The organism is Acinetobacter sp. neg1, from assembly GCF_000788125.1.
GTDB lineage: Bacteria > Pseudomonadota > Gammaproteobacteria > Pseudomonadales > Moraxellaceae > Acinetobacter > Acinetobacter vivianii.
Window position 1 is genome coordinate 459,710 of the sequence record NZ_JSZD01000020.1, and the last position, 21,699, is coordinate 481,408.

The 21,699-nt window shown below is 42.1% G+C and carries 24 protein-coding genes and 1 pseudogene; 18 read left to right on the plus strand and 7 right to left on the minus strand.

Features of this window, described 5'->3' with window-relative positions:
* The first annotated feature begins 48 nt into the window (after positions 1-48).
* The gene (locus PJ15_RS16415; RefSeq protein WP_047432633.1) at positions 49-1,308 is read left to right on the plus strand and encodes a hypothetical protein; all 1,260 of its coding nucleotides are present in this window, start codon (positions 49-51) and stop codon (positions 1,306-1,308) included.
* Positions 1,309-1,364: 56 nt separating this feature from the next.
* On the opposite strand, the gene rpsT is transcribed toward PJ15_RS16415, so the two are convergent.
* Positions 1,365-1,631: a 30S ribosomal protein S20 gene (rpsT, locus tag PJ15_RS16420; RefSeq protein WP_004771687.1), complete on the minus strand. Its 267-nt coding sequence runs from the start codon at positions 1,629-1,631 to the stop codon at positions 1,365-1,367.
* Positions 1,632-1,843: 212 nt separating this feature from the next.
* Here rpsT and PJ15_RS16425 point away from each other — a divergent pair, with 212 nt between their 5' ends.
* The 4 genes from PJ15_RS16425 (at position 1,844) to PJ15_RS16440 (ending at position 4,304) form a co-directional block, all read left to right on the plus strand.
* Complete coding sequence (locus PJ15_RS16425; RefSeq protein ID WP_047432635.1) at positions 1,844-2,509, plus strand: NAD-dependent epimerase/dehydratase family protein; 666 nt, start codon at positions 1,844-1,846, stop codon at positions 2,507-2,509.
* A 12-nt stretch (positions 2,510-2,521) separates the two neighbouring features.
* Positions 2,522-3,034: a ribonuclease E activity regulator RraA gene (gene rraA, locus PJ15_RS16430; protein ID WP_047432638.1), complete on the plus strand. Its 513-nt coding sequence runs from the start codon at positions 2,522-2,524 to the stop codon at positions 3,032-3,034.
* 12 nt (positions 3,035-3,046) lie between these two features.
* Complete coding sequence (locus PJ15_RS16435; protein WP_047432641.1) at positions 3,047-3,835, plus strand: glutathione S-transferase N-terminal domain-containing protein; 789 nt, start codon at positions 3,047-3,049, stop codon at positions 3,833-3,835.
* A 115-nt stretch (positions 3,836-3,950) separates the two neighbouring features.
* A complete protein-coding gene (locus tag PJ15_RS16440) occupies positions 3,951-4,304 on the plus strand; it encodes a hypothetical protein (RefSeq protein ID WP_047432644.1) in 354 nt (117 codons plus the stop codon).
* Between the two features lie 280 nt (positions 4,305-4,584).
* Here PJ15_RS16440 and PJ15_RS16445 read toward each other — a convergent pair whose 3' ends face one another.
* Positions 4,585-6,117: an acetyl-CoA C-acetyltransferase gene (locus tag PJ15_RS16445; RefSeq protein ID WP_047432646.1), complete on the minus strand. Its 1,533-nt coding sequence runs from the start codon at positions 6,115-6,117 to the stop codon at positions 4,585-4,587.
* Positions 6,118-6,340: 223 nt separating this feature from the next.
* On the opposite strand from PJ15_RS16445, the gene PJ15_RS16450 reads away from it, so the two are divergent.
* The 3 genes from PJ15_RS16450 (at position 6,341) to PJ15_RS16460 (ending at position 9,986) form a co-directional block, all read left to right on the plus strand.
* Positions 6,341-7,732 (plus strand): 3-oxoacyl-ACP reductase, encoded by a 1,392-nt coding sequence (locus PJ15_RS16450; protein WP_004771693.1) that lies wholly within the window; start codon positions 6,341-6,343, stop codon positions 7,730-7,732.
* Between the two features lie 65 nt (positions 7,733-7,797).
* Positions 7,798-8,652 carry a MaoC family dehydratase gene (locus PJ15_RS16455; RefSeq protein ID WP_047432649.1) on the plus strand — a complete coding sequence of 285 codons (855 nt, stop codon included), beginning with the start codon at positions 7,798-7,800 and terminating at the stop codon, positions 8,650-8,652.
* Between the two features lie 80 nt (positions 8,653-8,732).
* Positions 8,733-9,986 carry a serine hydrolase domain-containing protein gene (locus tag PJ15_RS16460; RefSeq protein WP_047432652.1) on the plus strand — a complete coding sequence of 418 codons (1,254 nt, stop codon included), beginning with the start codon at positions 8,733-8,735 and terminating at the stop codon, positions 9,984-9,986.
* On the opposite strand, the pseudogene PJ15_RS16465 reads toward PJ15_RS16460, so the two are convergent.
* A pseudogene (locus PJ15_RS16465) lies at positions 9,983-10,501 on the minus strand (GNAT family N-acetyltransferase). The gene PJ15_RS16460 and the pseudogene PJ15_RS16465 sit on opposite strands and share 4 nt — an antisense overlap.
* Positions 10,502-10,513: 12 nt before the next feature.
* Positions 10,514-11,098 (minus strand): TetR family transcriptional regulator, encoded by a 585-nt coding sequence (locus PJ15_RS16470; RefSeq protein WP_047432655.1) that lies wholly within the window; start codon positions 11,096-11,098, stop codon positions 10,514-10,516.
* A gap of 126 nt (positions 11,099-11,224) precedes the next feature.
* On the opposite strand from PJ15_RS16470, the gene PJ15_RS16475 reads away from it, so the two are divergent.
* A complete protein-coding gene (locus tag PJ15_RS16475; protein ID WP_004771702.1) occupies positions 11,225-12,715 on the plus strand; it encodes an MFS transporter in 1,491 nt (496 codons plus the stop codon).
* A 43-nt stretch (positions 12,716-12,758) separates the two neighbouring features.
* Here PJ15_RS16475 and PJ15_RS16480 read toward each other — a convergent pair whose 3' ends face one another.
* Entirely contained in the window at positions 12,759-13,352 is a 594-nt protein-coding gene (locus PJ15_RS16480; RefSeq protein WP_047432656.1) for a Maf family protein, read from the minus strand.
* Positions 13,352-13,735, minus strand: a complete 384-nt coding sequence (locus tag PJ15_RS16485; RefSeq protein ID WP_004771704.1) for a DUF2237 family protein — start codon at positions 13,733-13,735, stop codon at positions 13,352-13,354. The genes PJ15_RS16480 and PJ15_RS16485 overlap by 1 nt, the downstream gene beginning before the upstream one ends.
* A 140-nt stretch (positions 13,736-13,875) precedes the next feature.
* Between PJ15_RS16485 and PJ15_RS16490 the strand changes: the two genes are divergently transcribed.
* Positions 13,876-15,063: a phosphoglycerate kinase gene (locus PJ15_RS16490; RefSeq protein ID WP_047432658.1), complete on the plus strand. Its 1,188-nt coding sequence runs from the start codon at positions 13,876-13,878 to the stop codon at positions 15,061-15,063.
* Between the two features lie 154 nt (positions 15,064-15,217).
* Entirely contained in the window at positions 15,218-15,448 is a 231-nt protein-coding gene (locus tag PJ15_RS16495) for a hypothetical protein (RefSeq protein WP_004771706.1), read from the plus strand.
* Positions 15,449-15,496: 48 nt separating this feature from the next.
* Here PJ15_RS16495 and PJ15_RS16500 read toward each other — a convergent pair whose 3' ends face one another.
* The gene (locus PJ15_RS16500) at positions 15,497-15,880 is read right to left on the minus strand and encodes a hypothetical protein (RefSeq protein ID WP_005257017.1); all 384 of its coding nucleotides are present in this window, start codon (positions 15,878-15,880) and stop codon (positions 15,497-15,499) included.
* A gap of 254 nt (positions 15,881-16,134) precedes the next feature.
* On the opposite strand from PJ15_RS16500, the gene PJ15_RS16505 reads away from it, so the two are divergent.
* The 7 genes from PJ15_RS16505 (at position 16,135) to PJ15_RS16535 (ending at position 21,698) form a co-directional block, all read left to right on the plus strand.
* Positions 16,135-16,713, plus strand: coding sequence for a nitroreductase (locus PJ15_RS16505; RefSeq protein ID WP_004771710.1), 579 nt, complete (start codon positions 16,135-16,137; stop codon positions 16,711-16,713).
* Positions 16,714-16,760: 47 nt separating this feature from the next.
* A complete protein-coding gene (locus PJ15_RS16510) occupies positions 16,761-17,834 on the plus strand; it encodes an NAD(P)H-dependent glycerol-3-phosphate dehydrogenase (protein ID WP_047432661.1) in 1,074 nt (357 codons plus the stop codon).
* Positions 17,835-17,891: 57 nt separating this feature from the next.
* A complete protein-coding gene (sixA, locus tag PJ15_RS16515; RefSeq protein WP_005257021.1) occupies positions 17,892-18,347 on the plus strand; it encodes a phosphohistidine phosphatase SixA in 456 nt (151 codons plus the stop codon).
* Between the two features lie 40 nt (positions 18,348-18,387).
* The gene (gene gspL / locus PJ15_RS16520; protein ID WP_047432666.1) at positions 18,388-19,527 is read left to right on the plus strand and encodes a type II secretion system protein GspL; all 1,140 of its coding nucleotides are present in this window, start codon (positions 18,388-18,390) and stop codon (positions 19,525-19,527) included.
* Complete coding sequence (gspM, locus tag PJ15_RS16525; RefSeq protein WP_004771715.1) at positions 19,527-20,006, plus strand: type II secretion system protein GspM; 480 nt, start codon at positions 19,527-19,529, stop codon at positions 20,004-20,006. Before gspL ends, gspM begins: the two co-directional genes overlap by 1 nt.
* Positions 20,007-20,095: 89 nt before the next feature.
* Positions 20,096-21,103 carry a quinone-dependent dihydroorotate dehydrogenase gene (locus PJ15_RS16530; RefSeq protein ID WP_047432669.1) on the plus strand — a complete coding sequence of 336 codons (1,008 nt, stop codon included), beginning with the start codon at positions 20,096-20,098 and terminating at the stop codon, positions 21,101-21,103.
* A 1-nt stretch (position 21,104) separates the two neighbouring features.
* Entirely contained in the window at positions 21,105-21,698 is a 594-nt protein-coding gene (locus PJ15_RS16535) for a CvpA family protein (RefSeq protein WP_047432671.1), read from the plus strand.
* Position 21,699 lies beyond the last annotated feature (1 nt).

Below are 21,699 nucleotides of genomic sequence, written 5' to 3' on the forward strand. Positions count from 1 at the left end.
ATGATATGAAAATAAAAAGAGAAAACTGACACATAATTGGATAAAAAGATGTTATCAAGCACAATTTATTTATGGGAGCCTGAGATTTTTACAGGCAAAGTGCCCGCAGAAGATGATTCTCATCAAGTTGCTTTTGAGTTGTATCAGCAGTATTGCAACATTTCCAGTCATGGCAAAACTTTGCAGACATGGTTGCTATTATTTTCCAATAAAATTTGTGATCCACAATATCAGGCCTATTTCTCTGAGCCTACTCAGCAGTGGGTAGAAAAGATCAAGCAGCAATTTGCTCAGGGCATAGGCGCAAGTGTGCGTTTAGATGCATTGATACAAGAAGCTGAAAATGATGCGGTGTATCGGGTCTTTTATGAAACGGTTCAAGAAACGGGAATAGGGTTTTATGAGCCGAATTATAATGTATGGGCGATTGGAGAATTGCAGTCTCCAGAAAATGCAGTGTCGCATATGCTGCAACCTTATTTGTTGAAACCATTGGAATTAAAACAAATTCAGGTTGTCGAAGAGGTGAAATCACCTTTGCAAACAGGCAATTTTGATATTCCGCATAATATGGCTGCTGCTGAGCAACTGATTAGCCAATGGTTTGAGCACCAAGAAGATACGCAACATCTCAAACTTGATGTTTTTAATGTGGCACATGATTTTATTTCAAACTGGGGCAATATCGGTCGACCGGAATTGGCGCTTGATACAGGCTATCGTTGCTTTATATTGACCCAAAAACAGCTTGGTGTGTTTTATCAATTGAAGATGGTACTTCGGAAATTGACTATTAGCCCGATGCTGTCTTTTGCAATGGATTTTACCGATCGTTTTATTCCTGATCACTTGCAGGAGCAGCTATCTGAACGTTTGATTTTTAGGCTGCGTTCGCTGGATGTACATCAACGCTCTATCGGAAAGCATACTTCTGAGCCTTGTTTCTTTTTAACGGGGCGTTGGGAAAGCAAAGACAATATTCAGGATTTCTTCCAAAATTTAGATGCTTATATCCATTTTATCTTTTCAAATGTAGGGCACGGTAAACTGGAGGCGTTACAAGCGTGGGCATATGGAGATATGCCAGCAGACTTTACGGTGGATCTGGATTTTCGTTTTGAGTTAATGATGATTGCACTAAGTCAGGATCATGATTATTTAAATGAGCGCTATCAGTTTTATAAACAGGCTTTTACTCAACACAATGCACGTACGCGTGATCCGGGGTTGCTTGAGGAGAGTTATACGTTTTGCCAGAAACTGATCATGATCGTGAAAGAGGCGGGAACGGGGTTGCAACCTTATTAGAAAAACTGAAGACAATAAAAAAGCCCGAAAACTCGGGCTCTTTTATATGCATCAAATTAGTTAGCTAATGCTTTAACTTGAGCGTTCAAGCGGCTCTTATGACGAGCAGCTTTGTTTTTGTGGATGATGCCTTTATCAGCCATACGGTCGATTACAGGAACAGCTTTTTTGTAAGCTTCTGTAGCAACAGTATAATCACCAGCAGCGATCGCATTTACAGTACGTTTGATGTAAGTACGAACCATAGAACGCAAGCTTGCGTTGTGTTTACGTGCTTTAACGTTTTGACGAGCACGTTTTTTAGCTTGAGCAGAGTTTGCCACTCGTGCACTCCTTGAAAATAAGTTGGTCTGGGCGGGCTGAAGTTAAAACCAAAAAATATTGGCAACATTCACCAGCCCGTAAACAAGTGCCATATTTTGAGGAAACTAAGCCCCGAAGTCAAGTCTTGTGATACTTTTAAGTACATTTAACAGATGATAATCGTGCAAGAAAACGTTACATTAAGCCTAGTCATAGCTTGGAAGAATTAAAAATGAGAATAGGTGATAAAAAAGCAATTGTAATTGGTGCTACAGGATTGGTTGGTCAGGCCTTGGTGGATGAGCTACAACAAGCAGAAGATTTTAATTCGATTACCGTTGTTGTCAGGAAAAATTCAGAAACATTAAATGCTTATAGTAAGGTCACCCAGCTGATTCTGGAAGATTTTCTGTTATTGAATGATGAGGATGTCAATGCCTATACCCATGCCTTCAGTTGCTTGGGAAGTACCATTAAACAGGCGGGTTCTAAAGACGCTTTCTATGCAATTGATTATGAAATTAATGCACATTTTGCTGATCTGGTTCAGGATAAAAATATTCATTTATTAATTGTGAGCGCGTTGGGAGCGAACGCAAATTCGCCAATTTTCTATAATAAAGTGAAAGGTGAACTCGAAAACTACCTCAAAAGCCTGTCAATTTATAAGCTATCGATTTTCCAGCCTTCGCTTTTAATTGGTAAACGGAGTGACGTGCGTTTGCTAGAGGATCTGGCGCAGACCGCATTTAAGCTGGTGGAAAAAACGTGGACTAGGCCGTTTAAACTTAAACCTGTTACCGCTGAGCAATTGGCGCATACTATGCTGGTTGCAGCACAAACACAGACTGCCGCATTTAAACTGTACGATAACCTAAGCATACAACAAAGCAAATAATGGAGAATTTCAGTGACGACAATTCCTTTTGTAACTTGTGATTTGTTAGATGATAACCCTGAAAAAGAGCTACAAGTGGTCATCCCATCTTTAGATGGTAAATTCTTTAAAAGCTATGGTGCACGTAAAACCTTTGGCGGCCAAGTGGTCACGGTAAAGTGTTTTGAAGATAACTCGCGTGTGAAAGAACTCTTGGCAACGGATGGTACAAGTAAAGTACTTGTGGTTGATGGAGGTGCATCCATGCGCTGTGCCCTGATGGGAGATATGATTGCCGAGTCAGCAGTGAAACATCACTGGAATGGAGTGGTGATCTATGGTTGTGTACGTGATGTCGATGCGATTGCAGAACTGGATTTAGGCGTACATGCATTGGCTGCAATCCCGCAAAAAAGTAATCGCAAAGGCATAGGTGAAGTCGATGTCAGCTTGTATTTTGGTGGCGTGACAATCAACTCAGGCGATTATATCTACGCAGATAATAATGGCATTGTGATTGCAAAAGAAAAATTAGTCGACTGCTAAAAGGATAACACCATGCTGAATAGGGTGAATCATCAACTCAAAGTTTTACAATCTGTTGTTGCTAGTGTGATTGAAGGTGGAAGAGGGGCAATGGGAACACCATTTCCAAATCAACCTGCAAAAGCAATTAAGCTCTATGAGTTTGAGGGTTCGCCGTTTTGCCGCCGTGTCCGTGAAGTTATTACTTTGCTGAATCTGGATGTGGAAATTTATCCATGTCCTAAAGGCGGTCAGAAATATCGCCAGATCGTGAAAGAAAAAGGTGGGAAGAAACAATTTCCTTTTTTAATTGATGAAAATACAGGTGACCAGCTATATGAGTCACAGGCAATTATTCATCATTTGTTTAAACATTATGGTAAAACGGGACAAACACCGAAAAAATTTAGCCATTATCCAAAACTTCCATATGTGTCTACGTTGGCGACAGTCGCCAATGCGGCGCGTGGGGTCTGGATTAATCAGCAGATTGTTGAGCGTCCAGCGCCAGCGCAGTTATTGGAGCTGTGGAGCTTTGAGGCAAGTCCTTATACCCGTTTGGTGCGTGAAGTACTGACTGAGTTGGAATTGCCTTATATCCTGCATAATGTGCCGAAAGAGCGTTGGCAGGACATGGGGCCAGCAATACTGCGTTTAAAACCAGGGAAATATATTCCGCTACCAAATGGTAAGCGTGAAAAAGTGGTTGAAGTGATGGGACGTGATATTCAAGTGCCGTATCTGGTTGATCCGAATACAGATGTAAAAATGTTTGAATCAGCCAAGATTGTAGAATATTTAAAGAAACAGTACGAAAAATAATTGTTGGAAAAGCATCTTTTAACAGATGCTTTTTTTATATCTGCTGAGGTGAAGGTTGCTTCAATAATGAGTTTAGCGGTTTAATACAGTTGAAAAATAGTGATGTGATCTCGAAATGTTAAGCCAATTGACCAACTTATTTAAAAGTTCTAAAGAAACACCTGAACAGTTATTTTTAAAAGAACATGCATTGAGCTTTGATGCTGAACAAGGGGCGATTCTGGGCGGGGTAGTGCTGAATGAGTTAGGGTTTCGTCTAGAGTATTTCTCAAACCGAAAGTTAGATCGATTTGATGATCTGGAAAAGTTGTTTCGGATTGCACCGCAAATTAATGAAAAGATCGATCTGGAAATTCATTCACAACGTTTTGTTGAGCGGTTGGGAAATAATGAAGAAAATCTCAAAGAACTTAAGCAAGCGATTAAAGTTTTAAATGATTATTATGTGAAGTTTAAACGGGCGAGATAGTTAGGCTTAGGCTTGAATTTATGAATTATCTTCCTATTCACTATAAATTAGATGAATTGTCTTTATTTTTTCTTTTGAACGTTGAAAAGTTAGAAAAATCTTTGCTCAGCTTTAGTCGCTGTTTATAAACTGACGGCGCATCTTGGTTATCGCAGTCCACAATCAGGTAGCTGTTGCCAATCATGAGAGTTTAAGTTTAGATAGATGAAATTTTTGTGGCTTTAAATATAAAAAGGGACCAAATCCAAAGATTTAATCCCTTTGTTGATCAGGTTAGAGATTATTTTTCAATAATCGCTGTGACACCTTGACCGCCAGCAGCACAGATCGAAACAAGAATGCGACCTGAACCTTTTTGATTTAAGATTTTTGCAGCAGTTGCGATGATACGACCGCCAGTTGCAGCGAATGGATGACCCGCAGCTAAAGAAGAACCTTTAACGTTGAGTTTGCTACGATCAATTGAACCTAAAGGTGCATCTAGACCTAAACGCTCTTTACAGAATTTTTCATCTTCCCAAGCTTTCAAAGTAGAAAGCACTTGTGATGCAAATGCTTCATGGATTTCATAGTAGTCGAAATCTTGAAGTTTAAGGCCAGCACGCTCAAGCATACGTGGAACGGCATAAGCAGGTGCCATCAATAAGCCTTCTTTCTTACCAACGAAATCAACCGCAGCAGTTTCAGAGAAAGTCAGGTATGCAAGTACTTCATGACCGTTTGCTTTCGCCCATTCTTCTGAAGCTAAAAGTACACATGATGCACCATCAGTTAACGGCGTAGAGTTACCCGCTGTCATAGTTGCAGCTTCGCCCTTACCAAATGCTGGCTTTAATTTCGCTAATTTTTCAGCAGTAGAGTCAGCACGTAAGTTGTTATCACGGCTTAAACCTAAGAATGGCGTGATTAAGTCATCAAAGAAACCTTCTTCGTATGCTTTTGCCATTTTTTGATGAGAAGAAGCAGCTAAAGCGTCTTGATCTTCACGTGGAATACCCCATTCAAGCGCAGTGATTGCTTGATGGTCACCCATAGATAAACCTGTACGTGGTTCACCATTTTTAGGCGCATCCATAAGATCTTTTATATTGATCTTCGCTAAAGCTTTTAAGCGATCTTTACCTGTTTTTGCAATATTAAGCTCAAGAAGTGCTTTACGTAAGCCATCACCGAAAGCGATTGGCGCATCAGATGTTGTATCCACACCGCCAGCAATACCCACTTCGATTTGACCCAAAGCAATTTTGTTTGCAACCAAGAATGCTGCTTGTAAGCCAGTACCGCATGCTTGCTGAATGTCATAAGCCGGCGTTTCTGGCGCAAGTTGCGTATTTAACACACATTCACGTGTCATGTTGAAATCACGGCTGTGCTTTAATACCGCACCCGCAACCACTTCACCTAGGCGTTGACCTTGCAGGTTGAAGCGCTCAACCAAACCGTTTAACGCAGCTGTAAACATGTCAATGTTAGAAGCTGTGAAATAAGCGCCGTTAGAGCGAGCGAAAGGAATACGGTTACCGCCGATAATGGCAACACGGCGCACAGTGTTTTGGCTCATGGTTTTATCCTGTTGAACAGAAGGTTTGGTTGTTTTAGCTGTCGCTGCTTTTGTCGTTGTAGAAGCAGCGCTTTTTGTAGTACTCGCACTACGGCTGGTAGAACGGGTACGCGTTGTCTTTGGTGTCGTCGTTGCTGCTTTTGGAGTAGTGGTCGCAGTTTTACGTTTCGTAGTCGCTGCTTTTGATGTATTTGACACAGTCTCCTGAGCAGAATTGTCGACTGCTGGATTTTCTTGAGTTGTTTTGCTCATAAGGCTTTTCCAAGCATAATTGCGATATTCTTGGTACAAACATACCATATTTTCAATACTGCTGTATTGACTAGAATGACGCTTGAGACCACATTCAGGTCAAGACATCCAGACATGAACTCAAGTATGATTTGTAATGAGTCAATCAGACATTGATTTCATGCCATATCCCAACATGATTCATGTGTTTGTAACAAATTCATTTGTATGAGAGATAATAACCATGACTGATCAGTACCAAGCATTTACACAATCACCTTTAGGTAAATTTGTTGTAAAAAATTTAGGTCTACCATCACCAGTGACGCTAGATCGTTTTGAAAGTGCTCAGCCTGTTGTGAATGGAGCAGTATTGCTTGGCGCAGCACCATCAAGTACGGTTTCTGGTGCGATTGCTCAAGTTCTTAGCAATATTCATGCAGATAGTTATGTCGGTAATAATGTTGAATTACAGCAAACTGCTGCAAAAGTCGGCTTAAATCTTCGTCCATTGAATGCCGATGATAAAGAATCTAAATTTAAAGCCGTTGTATTTGATGCTTCAGGTATTCAGGATTCTGAGCAATTGAAAGAGTTGTATAACTTCTTCAATCCAATCGCTCGTCAAATCTCAAGTTCAGGTCGTGTGATTGTGATCGGTACCACACCTGAAACTGCAAAAACAGTCAAACAGGCGATTGCACAACGTGCGCTTGAAGGTTTCATCAAATCTGTTGGTAAAGAATTCAAAAAAGGCATTACTGCTCAAGTGGTTTATGTCGATCAGGGCGCAGAAGCGAACCTTGAATCAACTTTACGTTTTTTGATTTCACCACGTTCTGCTTATGTATCAGGTCAGGTGATCCGTGTTTCTAAAGCAGATGTGGCTGATTTAGACTGGGCGAAGCCACTTGCGGGTAAGACTGCATTAGTGACTGGTGCAAGTCGTGGTATTGGTGAAGCGATTGCGCATGTATTGGCGCGTGATGGTGCGCATGTCATTTGTTTAGATGTTCCGCAACAACAAGCTGATCTTGAGCGTGTTGCAGGTTCAATTGGCGGTTCAGTATTGGCAATCGACATTACAGCTGCGGATGCGGGTGAAAAAATCAAGACTGCTGCTGCAAAACAGGGCGGTTTAGACGTAATCGTTCACAATGCAGGGATTACCCGTGACAAAACTTTGGCAAATATGAAGCCTGAGCTTTGGGATCTTGTGATCAACATTAACTTGTCTGCCATTGAGCGTGTTAACGATTACTTACTATCTCATGATGGTTTAAATGCAAATGGTCGTATCGTTTGTGTATCATCAATCAGTGGTATCGCGGGCAACCTCGGTCAAACCAACTATGCGGTATCTAAAGCAGGTGTGATCGGTCTGGTTAAATTTACTGCGCCGACATTGAAAAATGGTATTACCATCAATGCAGTTGCACCAGGTTTCATTGAAACGCAAATGACTGCTGCGATTCCATTCGCGATTCGTGAAGCTGGTCGCCGTATGAACTCAATGAACCAAGGTGGTTTACCTGTAGATGTTGCTGAAGCAATTGCGTGGTATGCATCTACTGGTTCAACAGGTGTGACAGGTAACGTTGTTCGCGTCTGCGGTCAAAGCTTGTTAGGTGCTTAAGCATTAGGTTTTTGAAGAGGGGTGCTTGTGCATCCCTTTTTTATAAAAATATTGAAAGGTTTATTATGAATACACGTCATTTTAGTCAGTTGCCAAAACCTTATTTAGCTTATCCAAAAGTCATTCAAGGTCTCATTTTCAAAAAGCCAAAAGGTGAGAAGGTTCTGCCACAAGTTGAGTATGTGGTGGATACACTTAAGATTGATAGCAAGCATTTAGAAAGCTATAACGAGATTTGTGGTTTTAAAAATGATGGTTTCGTACCTGCAATTTATTTAGCGGTTTTATCTCAAAGTCTGCAAATGCACATGATGACCAGCGAAGCTTTCCCGTTTCCAATTTTGGGTTTGGTGCATATCCGTAACCAGATTAAGCAGACACGCAAAATTGATGTAAATGAGCAAATTACGCTGTCTTGTAAATTTGGTGAATTGAAACCGCACGACAAGGGTTTACAATTTGATTTCATCACAACTGCGAAAGTTGCTGGTGAAGTGGTGATGGAAAGTCTAACCACGTATTTATCGCGCCAGAAAACTGAGAAAAAAGCAGGTGAGAAGGCTAAAGATACGCAAGAACCAGCTTATCAACCACAAGCAGAATGGAATATTTCAGAAAATACAGGTCGTCGTTATGCGGTGATTTCTGGTGACTTTAATCTGATTCATATTCACGCCGTAACTGCAAAAGCATTTGGTTTTAAACAGGCGATTGCACATGGTATGTGGAGCAAGGCCAAAGCTTTGGCGAGCATTGAGCTTCCAGCAGCTTATGAGGCAGATGTCTGGTTTAAATTGCCAATGTATTTACCTTCAACGGTTGAGTTTTTAACTGCGGCTGAATCAACGCAAACAGATTTCTTGATCCGCAATGTGAAATCTAAAAAGCCGCATGTGGCTGGTACAGTGAAAGCACTTTAATACATTTTTAAATTAAAAATGCTCCCTGTTGTTCGCAACAGGGAGATTATAAAAACATAAATATCATAAGGAATTGAGCTTTGATTAAAGGAATTTTATTTGCCGATACACATCATTATCACGGCAGTGTTGATGAACGCTTTATAGACTTGGCTAGCCAGTTTAGTCGTTTACAAGATGCGCGGAGCCAGCAAGGTGGTGCTGCATTGGTGGTGTATTTCCAAGGTCAAAAAGTTGTTGATATTTTTACGGGTAAAAAATCTCAAGAAGAAGATTGGCAATCAGATACCTTAGCGATGTGTTACTCAACGGGTAAAGGTATTCTTGCAACCCTTGCGCATATTCTGGTGAGTGAAGGGATACTTGAATATGATCAGCCTATTGCGCATTACTGGCCTGAATTTGCTCAAAATGGCAAAGCCAATATTACTTTGCGTCATGTTTTATCGCATCAAAGTGGCTTGTTTGATATTCGCAATATGATTGATGCCGCGACAGAAATGCTGGATTGGTCGCACATGCTGGATGTGGTTGCAGCGGCAACACCGCGTTTTTCGGCAGGACAAAGTTTTGCCTATCAACCTTTGACCTATGGTTGGATTTTGGGTGGTGTGATTGAGAAAGCAGCCAAGCAGCCGTTAAACTGGTTAATGGAGCGTTATCTTGTACAACCCCTTGAACTGGATGGGGCATATTTCGGCACGCCTGCTTCAGAACTAGATCGTGTTGCGCGGTTATTGTTAAAACCCAAAGCGCCTACCTCGACTAAGCCTCAAGCTAAGAAAAATAGTCAACCACGTAAAGCCTCTATATCAGAACGGTTATTGGAGCTTTCAGGGCAAAACCCTCAGGATTTTCAGGATGCTATGATCCCAAAAGGGATGCGCAATTTTAGCTTCTACAGCGATGAAGGATTACAAGCCGTTATTCCGGCAGCCAATGGTGTATTCACTGCGGATAGTTTGGCTAAAGTATATGCGATGCTGGCCAATCAAGGGCAATGGCAGGGGCAGCAATTCATTCGTCCAGAAGTATTTAAGCAACTGAGTACGGTACAAAGCAAAGTACGAGATCGAGTGATGCCAATTCCAATGCATTGGCGTTTGGGTTATCACCGTATTTTGACCATGGGCAAACGTGCGCCACATGGCTTTGGTCATGTTGGCTTTAATGGTTCAGGGGCATGGTGTGATTTTGACCGTGAATTGAGTTTTGCTTATACCCATAATTTTAATGTGACTTCGGCAACAGGGGATTATCGTTTGTGGGGCTTAAGTCAGGAAACACTTCGCTGTGCAGATGCAATTTTAAATGGACGTAAAGGCTGGTTCTAATTCGTATCACCTTGATAGGGTGGAATGTGATAAATCACTGCCTCATATTTCCGTTCAGTTTTGTATCCAGCAACAGTTCCACCTAAAAATTCAGCCAGTTTACGACTTGGCTGATTTTCGATTGCAACAGGGTATAAGAAATATTAGGCAGACATATGTGTAGAAGCCCAACGAAAAACTTCTAAGAGGCCTTCTTTGGCAAAGCCTTGATTATGGCAATCTTCCCGAATCCATAAGCCCAATTCGGGTGTTGTAGTACCTAAATGATGGATGCCAATTAAGCCAATAAATTGCTGATTTTCTTTATTACGTAATACAAAATGGTGATCCGTACGTTTTGTTTCTGCGATAAGCCATGTTTGCCCAATCTGTTCGATTTCTGCAAAGCTTTGTGCTGGCTCCCATGTCATATAACGCGTTAAAGTTGTAGTCACACAAGGGTAGATGTCGGCTAGATCATCCATTTGAAATAGAAATAAATCCAGTCTTGGTGTTTGTAATAAAGGGGGGCTCATTATTTTCTCATTTTACTTTTTAAACAATTCTGCCTGAATGATAGCTTCAGTATGACGCTTAAAATCAACTTCATTTAAGCCAGTCAATCCTAATTTATAAATTCCTTCCAGACCACAGACAAACGCAATTAACCGCCATGCGATGTCATGGCTATTGGTCTCAAAATGAAACTCTCCCTGTGCTTGACCTTCATTAATCATACGGACAATTGAGCGATGCCAGTCCTGCATGGCGATGTTGTAAGCCTGTTTTATTTCTTCATCTTGATCAATGAGAACTTCGGCTTCATTCCAGAGTCTTAAATACGGTTGAATCTGTTCAATGTTTTCACAACCCAATAACAGGGAGAGGCGCTGTAAAGCGTTGGCTGTGCTGACCTGACTTTCAATTTCGTCCAGTTGTTGCATTAGTTTGATAAATGCTTCTGCTTTTAAATGTGAACTGGAGGCAAAATGATGATGCACTTGTCCTGTCGAGGTTTGCGCTTCGGTGGCAATACGGCGTACGGTCATCGCAGAAAAACCTTCGTTTAAAGCGACTTGCATGGCCGCCTGTAAAATCATTTCACGACGTTGTTCGCGATTTAAATAAGCCATTCTTTGTTTGCACCTATACCTGCATATAAAACGGAAATACACTACTCCAAATTTTAAAGTTGGACAAGTGTTCAATTTTGGTTATAATGACAGCAATTTGAACAATTGTCCAATTTAGAGGCATTTATGTCACGCAAGTGGTTAATTCTTGCAATCGTTGTATTGATCTATCTCCCTGTATCGATTGATGCGACCGTTTTACACGTGGCGACACCGACGTTGAGTGAGTCACTTTCTTTATCAGCAAATGAATTGCTGTGGATTATTGATATCTATTCCTTGGTCATGGCGGGCCTGATTTTACCTATGGGTGCGTTGGGAGACCGTATTGGTTTTAAACGGCTGATGATTATTGGCGGGATCTTATTTGGTCTGGCATCACTGGCAGCAGCATTTTCTTCTACTGCTTATGCCTTAATTGGTTCACGTGCGTTATTGGCAGTGGGTGCGGCCATGATTTTGCCTGCGACTTTATCTGCGGTCCGTAATACCTTTCTGGATGAGAAGCAACGTAACTTCGCACTTGGCATCTGGGCGACTGTCGGCGGTGGTGGTGCAGCCTTTGGCCCATTATTAGGTGGTTTCTTGCTGGAGCATTTCCATTGGGGCGCTGTGTTCCTGATTAATGTGCCGATTATGCTTGCTGTGTTGGCTTTAACGGTATTTGTGATTCCAAAACAGGCAGGGCAACCAAAGCAGAACCTTAACTTGCTACAGGCGCTGGTTTTGGTGGTGGCCATTCTGAGCATGATCTATGCAGTGAAAACCGTAATGCATGGGTTTAGCATCTGGTCGGTTTTGATCTTTGCCGTGGGCTTTAGTTTACTGGTGGGCTTTGTCCGCAAACAGCTCACCTCAACGTCTCCAATGATTGATATCCAATTATTCAAACATCCTGTGATTGCGACAGGTGTGGTGATGGCAATTGTCTCCATGATGGCACTGGTCGGCTTTGAATTGCTGATTTCACAAGAACTGCAATTTGTTTATCAACTTTCACCATTGGCTGCGGGTGCATTCATTTTACCGTTTATGGTGGCGATTAGTTTAGGTGGCCCAATCGCCAGTATGCTGGTCAATCGTTTTGGTCTCCGTTCAGTCGCATCGCTCGGTATGTTGATGAGTGCGGTAAGTTTGTGGGGATTGGCAAATACTGATTTTATGCAGGCGAAGATGCAGGTCTGGAGCTGGATGGTTGTTTTAGGTTTAAGCGTAGAAATTGCTTTATTGGCTTCAACTTCTGCGATTATGTCTTCAGTGCCACCAAGCAAAGCCACGGCAGCAGGCGCGATTGAAGGAATGGCCTATGAGCTGGGAGCAGGTCTGGGAATTGCCTTTTTCGGTCTGATGTTGTCATGGTTCTATGCCAACTCGATTGTAGTGCCAACCGAAGTGCCGCATCGCATTATTGAACAGGTGAGCAGTTCGATTGGAGAGGCAGTTCAAGCTGCCAAGCAATTACAACCTGCGATTGCTGAACATGTGATTACGGCTGCAAAACAGGCCTTTAGTCAATCACATCGTTCCGTGTTGAATGTCGCCGCCTTGTTGTTCTTGATTTTGTCGATTTTTATTTGGTTTGCACTGCCAAAAAGAGTCACTGTAGTCGAGGAATAATGATTGCCCCTGATCCAAATTGAGTTTAGGTCAGGGCATTTTTTTAAGGAGCATTTATCCCAAACTCACGTAAAATCTTACACAACTGAATCATCGGTAAGCCCATCAAGGTGGTTTGATCATCACCCACCATTTTCTCAAATAAGCTAATGCCCAAGCTTTCACATTTAAAACTACCAGCACAATGCAAAGGCTGGTCAATTTCAATGTAACGCTCAATTTCCGCCAATGTCAGCTGACGAAATTTAACTTGGTAATGCTCAACCAGTGTGGTTTCAAAGCCAGATTGTAAATGTTGAACACTGAGCGCGGTGCTGAAAAATACAGTTTGACCTGAGTTGGCCTGTAATTGCTGAATGGCATTTTCAACGCTTAAAGGCTTGCCAATAAAATCATAGGGGGCATGTTCACGCCAAGCCACCTGATCGGAACCAATCACAATCGCATCTGGATGTTGCTGAGCGATCACCGCTGCTTTTTCAAAAGCAAGTCGTTTAGCCAAATCATCGGCATGTAATTCACCTGTTGCAGATTCATCAATATCAGGGGAAATACAGCGATAATTCAGCCTTAAACGATCCATGAGGTCTTTACGGGTTTGGCTGCTTGAGGCCAAGATCAGTTCATGCTGGCGCATTAGACTGCATATTCCACAAGAATATTGAGCGGTACGTAGTGTAACACCGCATTGTGGCATGCATTGAGTTTGATCGGTGGTGCTTGTCCTGCTTGATATGCTTCGACCCAACGCGTCACACAGATACACCAGAAGTCACCCGGTTTAAGCCCGGGAAAACCGACTTCTGGTAACGGTGTGATCAGGTCATTGCCGACTTTTTGTGAAAAATTCAGAAATTCAGAGGTCATTTGCGCGCACATGGTGTGTTGACCTGAGTCGGTGACCGCCGTGTGACAAAAACCATTACGGAAATATCCGGTCAGCGGATCATAACAACAGCTGGCTAAAGGCTCGCCAAGTACATTTAAACGATTAATTTTAGGATCTGGATGAATAGACATAATAATAATAAAGATCGGGTGACGCTGATTATCATAATCAAAAGTGACGGCTTCGGCAGCTTTTCTGCAAAAAAACTCACCTTTATTTCAGAGAATCATTTAAAATTGTGCCGTTTTTAAAATCAACTAGAGAGCCATCCATGAATTTTCAGCGCATGACTGATCTTGATTTAGCAGGTAAACGTGTCCTTATTCGTGAAGACTTAAACGTTCCTGTAAAAAATGGGGAAATTACCAGTGATGCACGTTTACGTGCTGCATTGCCAACCATTAAAGCTGCTTTGGAAAAAGGCGCGGCAGTAATGGTATTTTCTCATTTGGGTCGTCCTGTAGAAGGTGAGCCAAAACCAGAACAATCACTTGCACCAGTTGCTGCTTATTTAAGCAAAGCTTTAGGTCAAGATGTTAAATTATTCACAGACTATTTAGATGGCGTGGACGTTGCAGCGGGTCAGGTCGTATTGCTTGAAAACGTGCGTTTCAACCACGGTGAAAAGAAGAATAACGAAGAACTTGCGAAAAAATATGCAGCGCTTTGTGACGTATTTGTTATGGATGCATTTGGTACAGCGCACCGTGCAGAAGCATCAACTGAAGGTGCTGCACGTTTTGCACCAATCGCAGCAGCAGGTCCATTGTTGGCTGCTGAATTAGATGCGCTTGGTCGTGCAATGCAAACTCCAGAAAAACCAATGGTGGCAATTGTTGCGGGTTCTAAAGTATCAACTAAACTTGATGTATTAAACTCATTATCAACAATCTGCGATCAATTGATCGTTGGTGGTGGTATTGCCAATACTTTCCTTGCGGCAGCGGGTTATAACGTTGGTAAATCACTTTACGAAGCTGACTTGGTTGAAACAGCAAAACAAATTGCTGCAAAAGTGAGTGTGCCATTACCAACTGATGTTGTGGTTGCAGATGCAAGCCAAATCAACTTTGAAGACTTCTTGGGTTCATTGGCAAGCGCACAAGCTGTGGTGAAAAATGTTGCAGATGTGACTGACACCGATATGATTCTGGATGTTGGTCCTGAAACGGCTAAAGCATTTGCAGAGATCTTAAAAACTTCAAAAACTATTCTTTGGAATGGCCCAGTAGGCGTATTTGAAGTGGATCAATTCGGCGAAGGTACTAAGGCACTTTCTTTGGCGATTGCTGAATCTGCAGGTTTCTCGATTGCTGGTGGTGGTGATACATTGGCTGCGATTGATAAATATGAAGTTGCTGACCAAATTGGCTATATCTCAACGGGTGGTGGTGCCTTCCTTGAGTTTGTAGAAGGTAAGACTTTACCTGCGGTTGCAGCTTTACTTGAGCGTGCTTAATCAAGATTTAACCTTTTAAGTAGTCAAGAAAATATAAAAAAAGAGTCGATTTAAATCGGCTCTTTTTACTTTTGTACAACGTTGTAGTCATTAAAGTGTCATATATCTGAAATATGCTTGTCACAAGTTAACCAAGTTACTGTGGAAAGCCGTGATGAAATTTAAATTAACCCTTGCCGCGCTAATCATTGCTCCAATCATGCTGACTGCATGTGCAAAGAAAGAAGAAGCGAAGAATGTTGAACAGCAAGATCAGGCTGCTTCTGCTGCTGTAGCAACTCAAACGACTCCAGAGCAACAAGCTGCAATTGATGCAATCGATAAACCGAATTTAGATGAACATAATACTGATGTTGCAGAGGTTGCTGCGAGCGAAGCTCACTAAGCAATCCAGAAAATAAAAGCCGATGTAGAAACATCGGCTTTTTTGTTTTTAAGCGTTGGCTTTGCAATAGAAGGTGAGAGTGGTCTGGTAATCATCATCTTTGGCTAAAGAAGCATTTTTACCTGTAATGGTACCAATCACACCTGCGGCAGCTTCAACCATCTTGCCCGTCTGTTCATCTACAACACCTTTCAGTACACCTTGATAAGCTGTTTTTTCATCGACAACTACAGGCGAGGTATTGCGAGTACAGGTTTTTTGGGCAGCGCTAATCGCATTATTTTTAGCGATCAAATTTGTTTTACCAATGCCTGTTACTTCATATTGATTATTTTCTTTTTGAATCGCTAATGTGTTGGTCGGGGTAGATGCACATGCAGTCAGACCCAATGCTAAGCCGCCAAGTAAACTCATGATGAAGGTTTTTTTCATTGCTTGTTCTCAAGTAGTTACGTAATCATATTATTTGAACATATAATTTCAGAGTGCTTTGGCAGGTTATGTACAGTTTGTGCAGAGACTCTGTTAATTTTGTCAAATGAATGATGAGCTTAGCAATGATGATATTTTCATTTACTGACAAAAAAGCAATATAAGCAGCAGAGACAAGCATGAATTAGGCATAGTGGAAATCATTCAGATTATGCTAATCTAGCGCCATCCTTGTGTTAGTTAGATTCATTTCAATGACGGACTCAAATATAGAGACAATTCATCAAAATATTCATCAACGTCAATCTATTGGTCAACTTATTGAGCCAGCGCCAAATACAGAACAACTCGAAAAAGCAGTACAAGCGGCGTTGACCGCGCCAGATCATCATCGTTTAAAACCTACCCGTTTTGTGATCGTTACACCTGAGCAACGTGCTGCTTTTGGTGAGCATCTGGCCAAAGCTTTGGCAGACCTCGGAGAAACAGAGCCTGCCCAGCTTGATCGGGTGAAACAGCACCCATTCCGTGCGCCGTTGCTGGTTTTAGCTTTAACGACCCTTCAAGATCATCCCAAAGTACCGCATTTTGAGCAGATCCTGAGTACGGGTGCAGCGATTCAGAATTTCTTGTTATCTTTACAGGCACAAGGGTTCGCAACCATGTGGCGTTCAGGTGCTGTGGTTGAGTCAAACTGGTTAAAACAACAGTTAGGTTTAAAAGAGCAAGATTTGATTTCAGGTATTATCTATATCGGAACTGCGGCAAAGGCGATTGCTCCGCGTGCAGAAATAAACAGTCAGGATTTTGTCAAAGTGTGGCAAGCAAACTAAGCTCGGTTTGTAATGATTAAAGAAAGAAATAGGTTTCAGGATAAAAAATGACAGAGTTAAAATTTAGCGATTTAGTTGAGCCCGTGGCTGTAGATCAAAAAACAGCATTAAGAATTACAGTATTGGGTGGTGGTAGTTTTGGTACAGCCATGGCTAATCTAGCTGTGCGTAATGGTTGCGATACCATGATCTGGATTCGTGATGCTGCGGTGGCGGAAGAAATCAATCAAACTCACGTCAATAAACGCTATTTGCCTGATTTTACCTTGGAACCAGGATTACGGGCAGTTGCCGATCTGGAGCTTGCGGTACGTGATCGTGACATTATTCTGGTGGCGATTCCGAGCCATTCATTTCGTGATGTGTTAAAGCAGATTGCACCATTTATTACCTCTCAGGCGGTGGTTTCATTGACCAAAGGGATTGAGGCTAAAACCTTCAGTTTCATGAGCGATATCATTCGTACAGAATTACCAGAAGTACCATACGGTGTGTTATCGGGTCCAAACCTTGCCAAAGAAATTATGGCGGGGATGCCATCAGGCACTGTAATTGCCAGTGATTCTGAATTGGTTCGTTATGCAGTTCAGCATGCGTTACACAGCGCCTTATTCCGCGTGTTTGGTAGCGATGATGTACATGGTGTGGAATTGGGCGGTGCACTGAAAAATATCTATGCCGTGGCGATGGGGATGGGTGATGCGTACAAGATTGGTGAAAATACCAAGAGTATGATCTTGACGCGTGCTTTGGCTGAGATGAGCCGATTTGCGGTAAAGCAGGGCGCGAATCCTTTGACATTCTTAGGCTTATCGGGTGTCGGTGATTTATTTGCGACCTGTAATAGTCCGTTGAGCCGTAACTATCAGATTGGCTTTGCTCTAGGTTCAGGTAAAACACTGGATCAGGCGACCAAAGAACTGGGACAAACCGCTGAAGGGATTAATACCATTGTGCAGGTACGTACCAAGGCACAAGAACTGGATGTGTATATGCCAATTACCAATGCACTGTATGAAGTGATTTTTGAAGGCGCACCGCCAATGAATATTGCGTTGTCTTTAATGAAAAATGGTCATCGTAGTGATGTTGAGTTTGTTTTACCTCATCATGAAGTCTAATCAAAAAACTGTCATCTATTCGCGTTATGATACAGCTATAAAAAATAAGGTCGTTTTATGCAGTTAACTTTAGTTCGTCACGGTGAAGCGTCTCCAGCCATCAATGGAAACGATATGCAACGCCCATTAACCCAGCGTGGACATCAGCAAGCTGAGCAAACTGGGCAGTTTTTAAAAGATGTGATTCAGCCTGAAATCTTTGTGGTGAGCCCTTTATTGCGTGCTCAGGAAACTTTGGCCCATATCAAGGCACATTTTCACGGTATTCCAGTTCTGATTTGCGATAAGATCAAACCAGATGATGATGCCAAAGATGCAATTGAATGGTTGTCAAAATTACCGTACGAGTCAATTGCGGTGGTGTGTCATATGAATGTTGTGGCACATATTGCTGAACAGTTGACCCATGAGAACTTTAATCCATTTGCATTGGCAGAAGCCCGTATTTATGATCAAGCTGTGATCGCGAATGGATTATCGACACAAAAGAACCGTTTTACGCCAACACTATAATTTTTATATATCCGCGTTAGGATAAGGGTACTGAACACCGATGCTGTATTTATGGATGCCCGAAACCAATGGAACATGGTATTGGTCGGCTGGGGAAAACTGGTTGCAAGCCAATAGTCTTGAGCAATTGATTCAAGACTTGCAAGAGCACAATGGAAAAGAAGCGGTGGTTTATTTTCCAAGCCGTAATGCTCAGATGTTGCAACAAACAATGACAAAGGTACATTACAAACAATTGGGACAAGAGGGGATTAAATATCTCCTCGAAGAGTTTGTAACCTTACCGATTGATCAAATGAAAGTGGTACATCATTTTCATCAGGATCAAGTCAATATTCTAGGTGTAGCACAGTCAACCATTGAAACCTGGCAGCATGCACTCAGTTTGTTACCTGTCCAGATTAGCGCTTTCTTACCTGACTTTTTGATTTTGCCAGAGCCAGAGCAACATGAAGTTGTGCTGGTCAATCTCTATGATCATTTATTGGTCCGAGAAAATGCATGGCTAGGCAACTCGGTGGATGATCTCGGCTTATTTCTTGAGTTCCAGCCACCTGAAACACAATTTAAGTTTGCCAATTTAAATGCTGCCCAGATGGACAGTCTGGCAACGGCATCTAGCAAAGATCAGCGTACAGAGTTCAGTTACCAATTTCAGCCACTGTTAAAAGCAAAACAGCATCCCTTTAATGTTTTGCCGAAGTCAAAAAATGCAGAAACCCAATGGTCAGGCTACTGGAAAGCTGCCGCAGCAGTGCTTTTGGCTGTGATCGTGGTGCAATTGGGTTACGATACTTTGCGCTGGTCGAAATTGAAAAAAGTCGCCGATCAGACGGCTGTTCAAGCCATTGACCAATATAAATACTGGTTCGGCGAAAATATCAGGGTGACTGAACAAAATATTAAGAGCCAGTTTGAAAGCCAGTTGCGTATGAGTCAGCTGGGCGATACGCAGGCACTTTCACTGTTGAGTCGTGTCGGGCCAATCCTGATGCAAAAACAGATTGTGGCTCAGCAGGTCAGCTACGATGCTTCAACGCTCGCCATGTCACTCAAAGCAAAATCGGCAGATGATTTACAAGGACTAACCCAACAATTAAATCAGCAGGGTTTTCAGGCTGAGTTAGGCAATGTTCAGGCGGACAGTGTGGGCGCAATCGGGGTGGTAAAAGTAAAATAATGAAAGCACTAACACGTTTACAAAATAGCTTCGACCAGAAAGTTGAAGCACTCAATGAATATCTGCAAAGTTTATCTGTGCGTGAACGCGTGATGGTTATTTTTACGACCATTTTTGTGATTGTCACGGTGATCGGTTATTCCTTGTGGAAAATGCATGCTTTAGCCGATCAGCAGCAAAAACGCTTAAATGAGCTCAAAGATCTGACCGTCTGGATGCAGAGTAATGCTGCTACTATGAAACCTGCCAATGATTTGTCACTGACGGCTGCGGACAAGATTCAGCGGACGGCACAACAGCAGGGCTTGGCTGTATCCTCTCAGCAAAATGGCGAACAGATTCAACTGGTGGCAGAACATCAGAATTATGCTGTTTTAGCTAACTTTTTAATGCAATTGTCGCAAATGGGGATTAGCATTCAAAAAATGGATATGGTGTCAAACAATAATCAGATTAAATTAACTGCAACAGTACAGTAAGCCATTAAAAACCCTATGTCAGGCATGGCGTTTTGATACGCCTATGCCTATAATATGCCTACTTGAAAAAACAGTAGACTGTGATTGGTATGTTATATTCATTGGCTCGCCCTTTGTTGTTTACTTTAGCGCCAGAGCGTGCACATGAACTTACACTTTCTATGCTGGATAAAGCCCATAAAATTGGCTTGATGCATCAGAAAGTTGCAGCGAAACCTGTGACATGTATGGGAATTGAATTCCCAAATCCTGTGGGTCTTGCTGCCGGTTTAGATAAAAATGGTGCGCATATTGATGCTTTAGCAGCATTAGGCTTCGGTTTTATCGAAATTGGAACCATTACGCCACGTCCACAAGCAGGTAATCCTCAACCGCGTTTATTCCGTATTCCTCAGGCAAAAGCCATTATTAACCGTATGGGCTTTAATAATGATGGCGTAGATAAACTGATTGAGAATGTCAAAGCATCAAAATTTAAAGGTGTTCTTGGAATTAATATTGGTAAAAATGCCGATACGCCTGTTGAAGATGCAGTTTCTGATTATCTGATCTGCCTAGAAAAAGTTTATAATTACGCTTCTTATATTACGGTTAATATTTCATCTCCAAATACCAAAAACTTACGTAGCTTACAAAGTGGCGATGCACTAACAGAGTTGTTACAAACATTAAAAGATCGTCAACTAGAACTGGCAAAACAATATAATCATTATGTTCCTCTCGTGCTCAAAGTTGCACCAGATTTAGCCACAGAAGATATTGATTTTATTGCAGCACAATTATTGCAATTCAAGATTGATGGTCTCATCGTGACCAATACCACGCTTGGTCGTGAAGGCGTTGAAAACCTTGAAAACGGAAATGAAGCGGGTGGCTTGTCTGGTGCGCCTGTATTTGAGAAAAGTACCGAATGTTTACGCCAGTTTGCGAAAGTACTCGCGGGTCAGATTCCTTTGATCGGCGTCGGTGGTATTTTGGCAGGTGAACATGCGGTTGCGAAACAACAGGCAGGAGCGAGTCTCGTTCAGGTCTATAGCGGACTGATTTATACAGGCCCAACCCTAATCAAAGATTGTGTTAATGCGATGACATTGTGAAATGAACACGCTTGATATCATTATTCTGGTCATCTTGCTCATTGGAGGGCTGAACGGTTTGCGCCAAGGATTTATTAAAGCCTTTGCGAACTTGATCGGATGGATATTTGCATTGATCATTGGAGCAAAATACGCGGTGGTATTGGCACCTGCAATGAGCAGTTTGAGCCAAGACCCCGTTGTGCAAAAAATTGCTGCTTTTGCTTTTATCGTATTGCTCATCGTGGTATGTACTTGGATTGTTTCAGCGTTACTCAATGGGCTCTTGAAAAGTTTAAAACTGGGCCCATTAAATCGTTTAGCAGGTGGTGCTTTTGGTTCCCTCAAAGGACTATTGATTGTGCTGATCACCATGCAGGGTCTCGGGCCATGGGTAGAAAGCTCACCGCACTGGAAACAGTCTAAATTCGTACAAATTTTATTACCTTACGCACCTTTGGCTACTGAAATGTCCAAAGATGCGGCAAATCAAGCTTTACATCAAATGACATCTGAAGGTGCGTTGTTACATCGCCCTTCACCAGAAATGGACGAATCAGAACGTGCAGCTGTCACAGACCGTTCTGATCATTCGACGAAAAATCCTTTTTATTAAT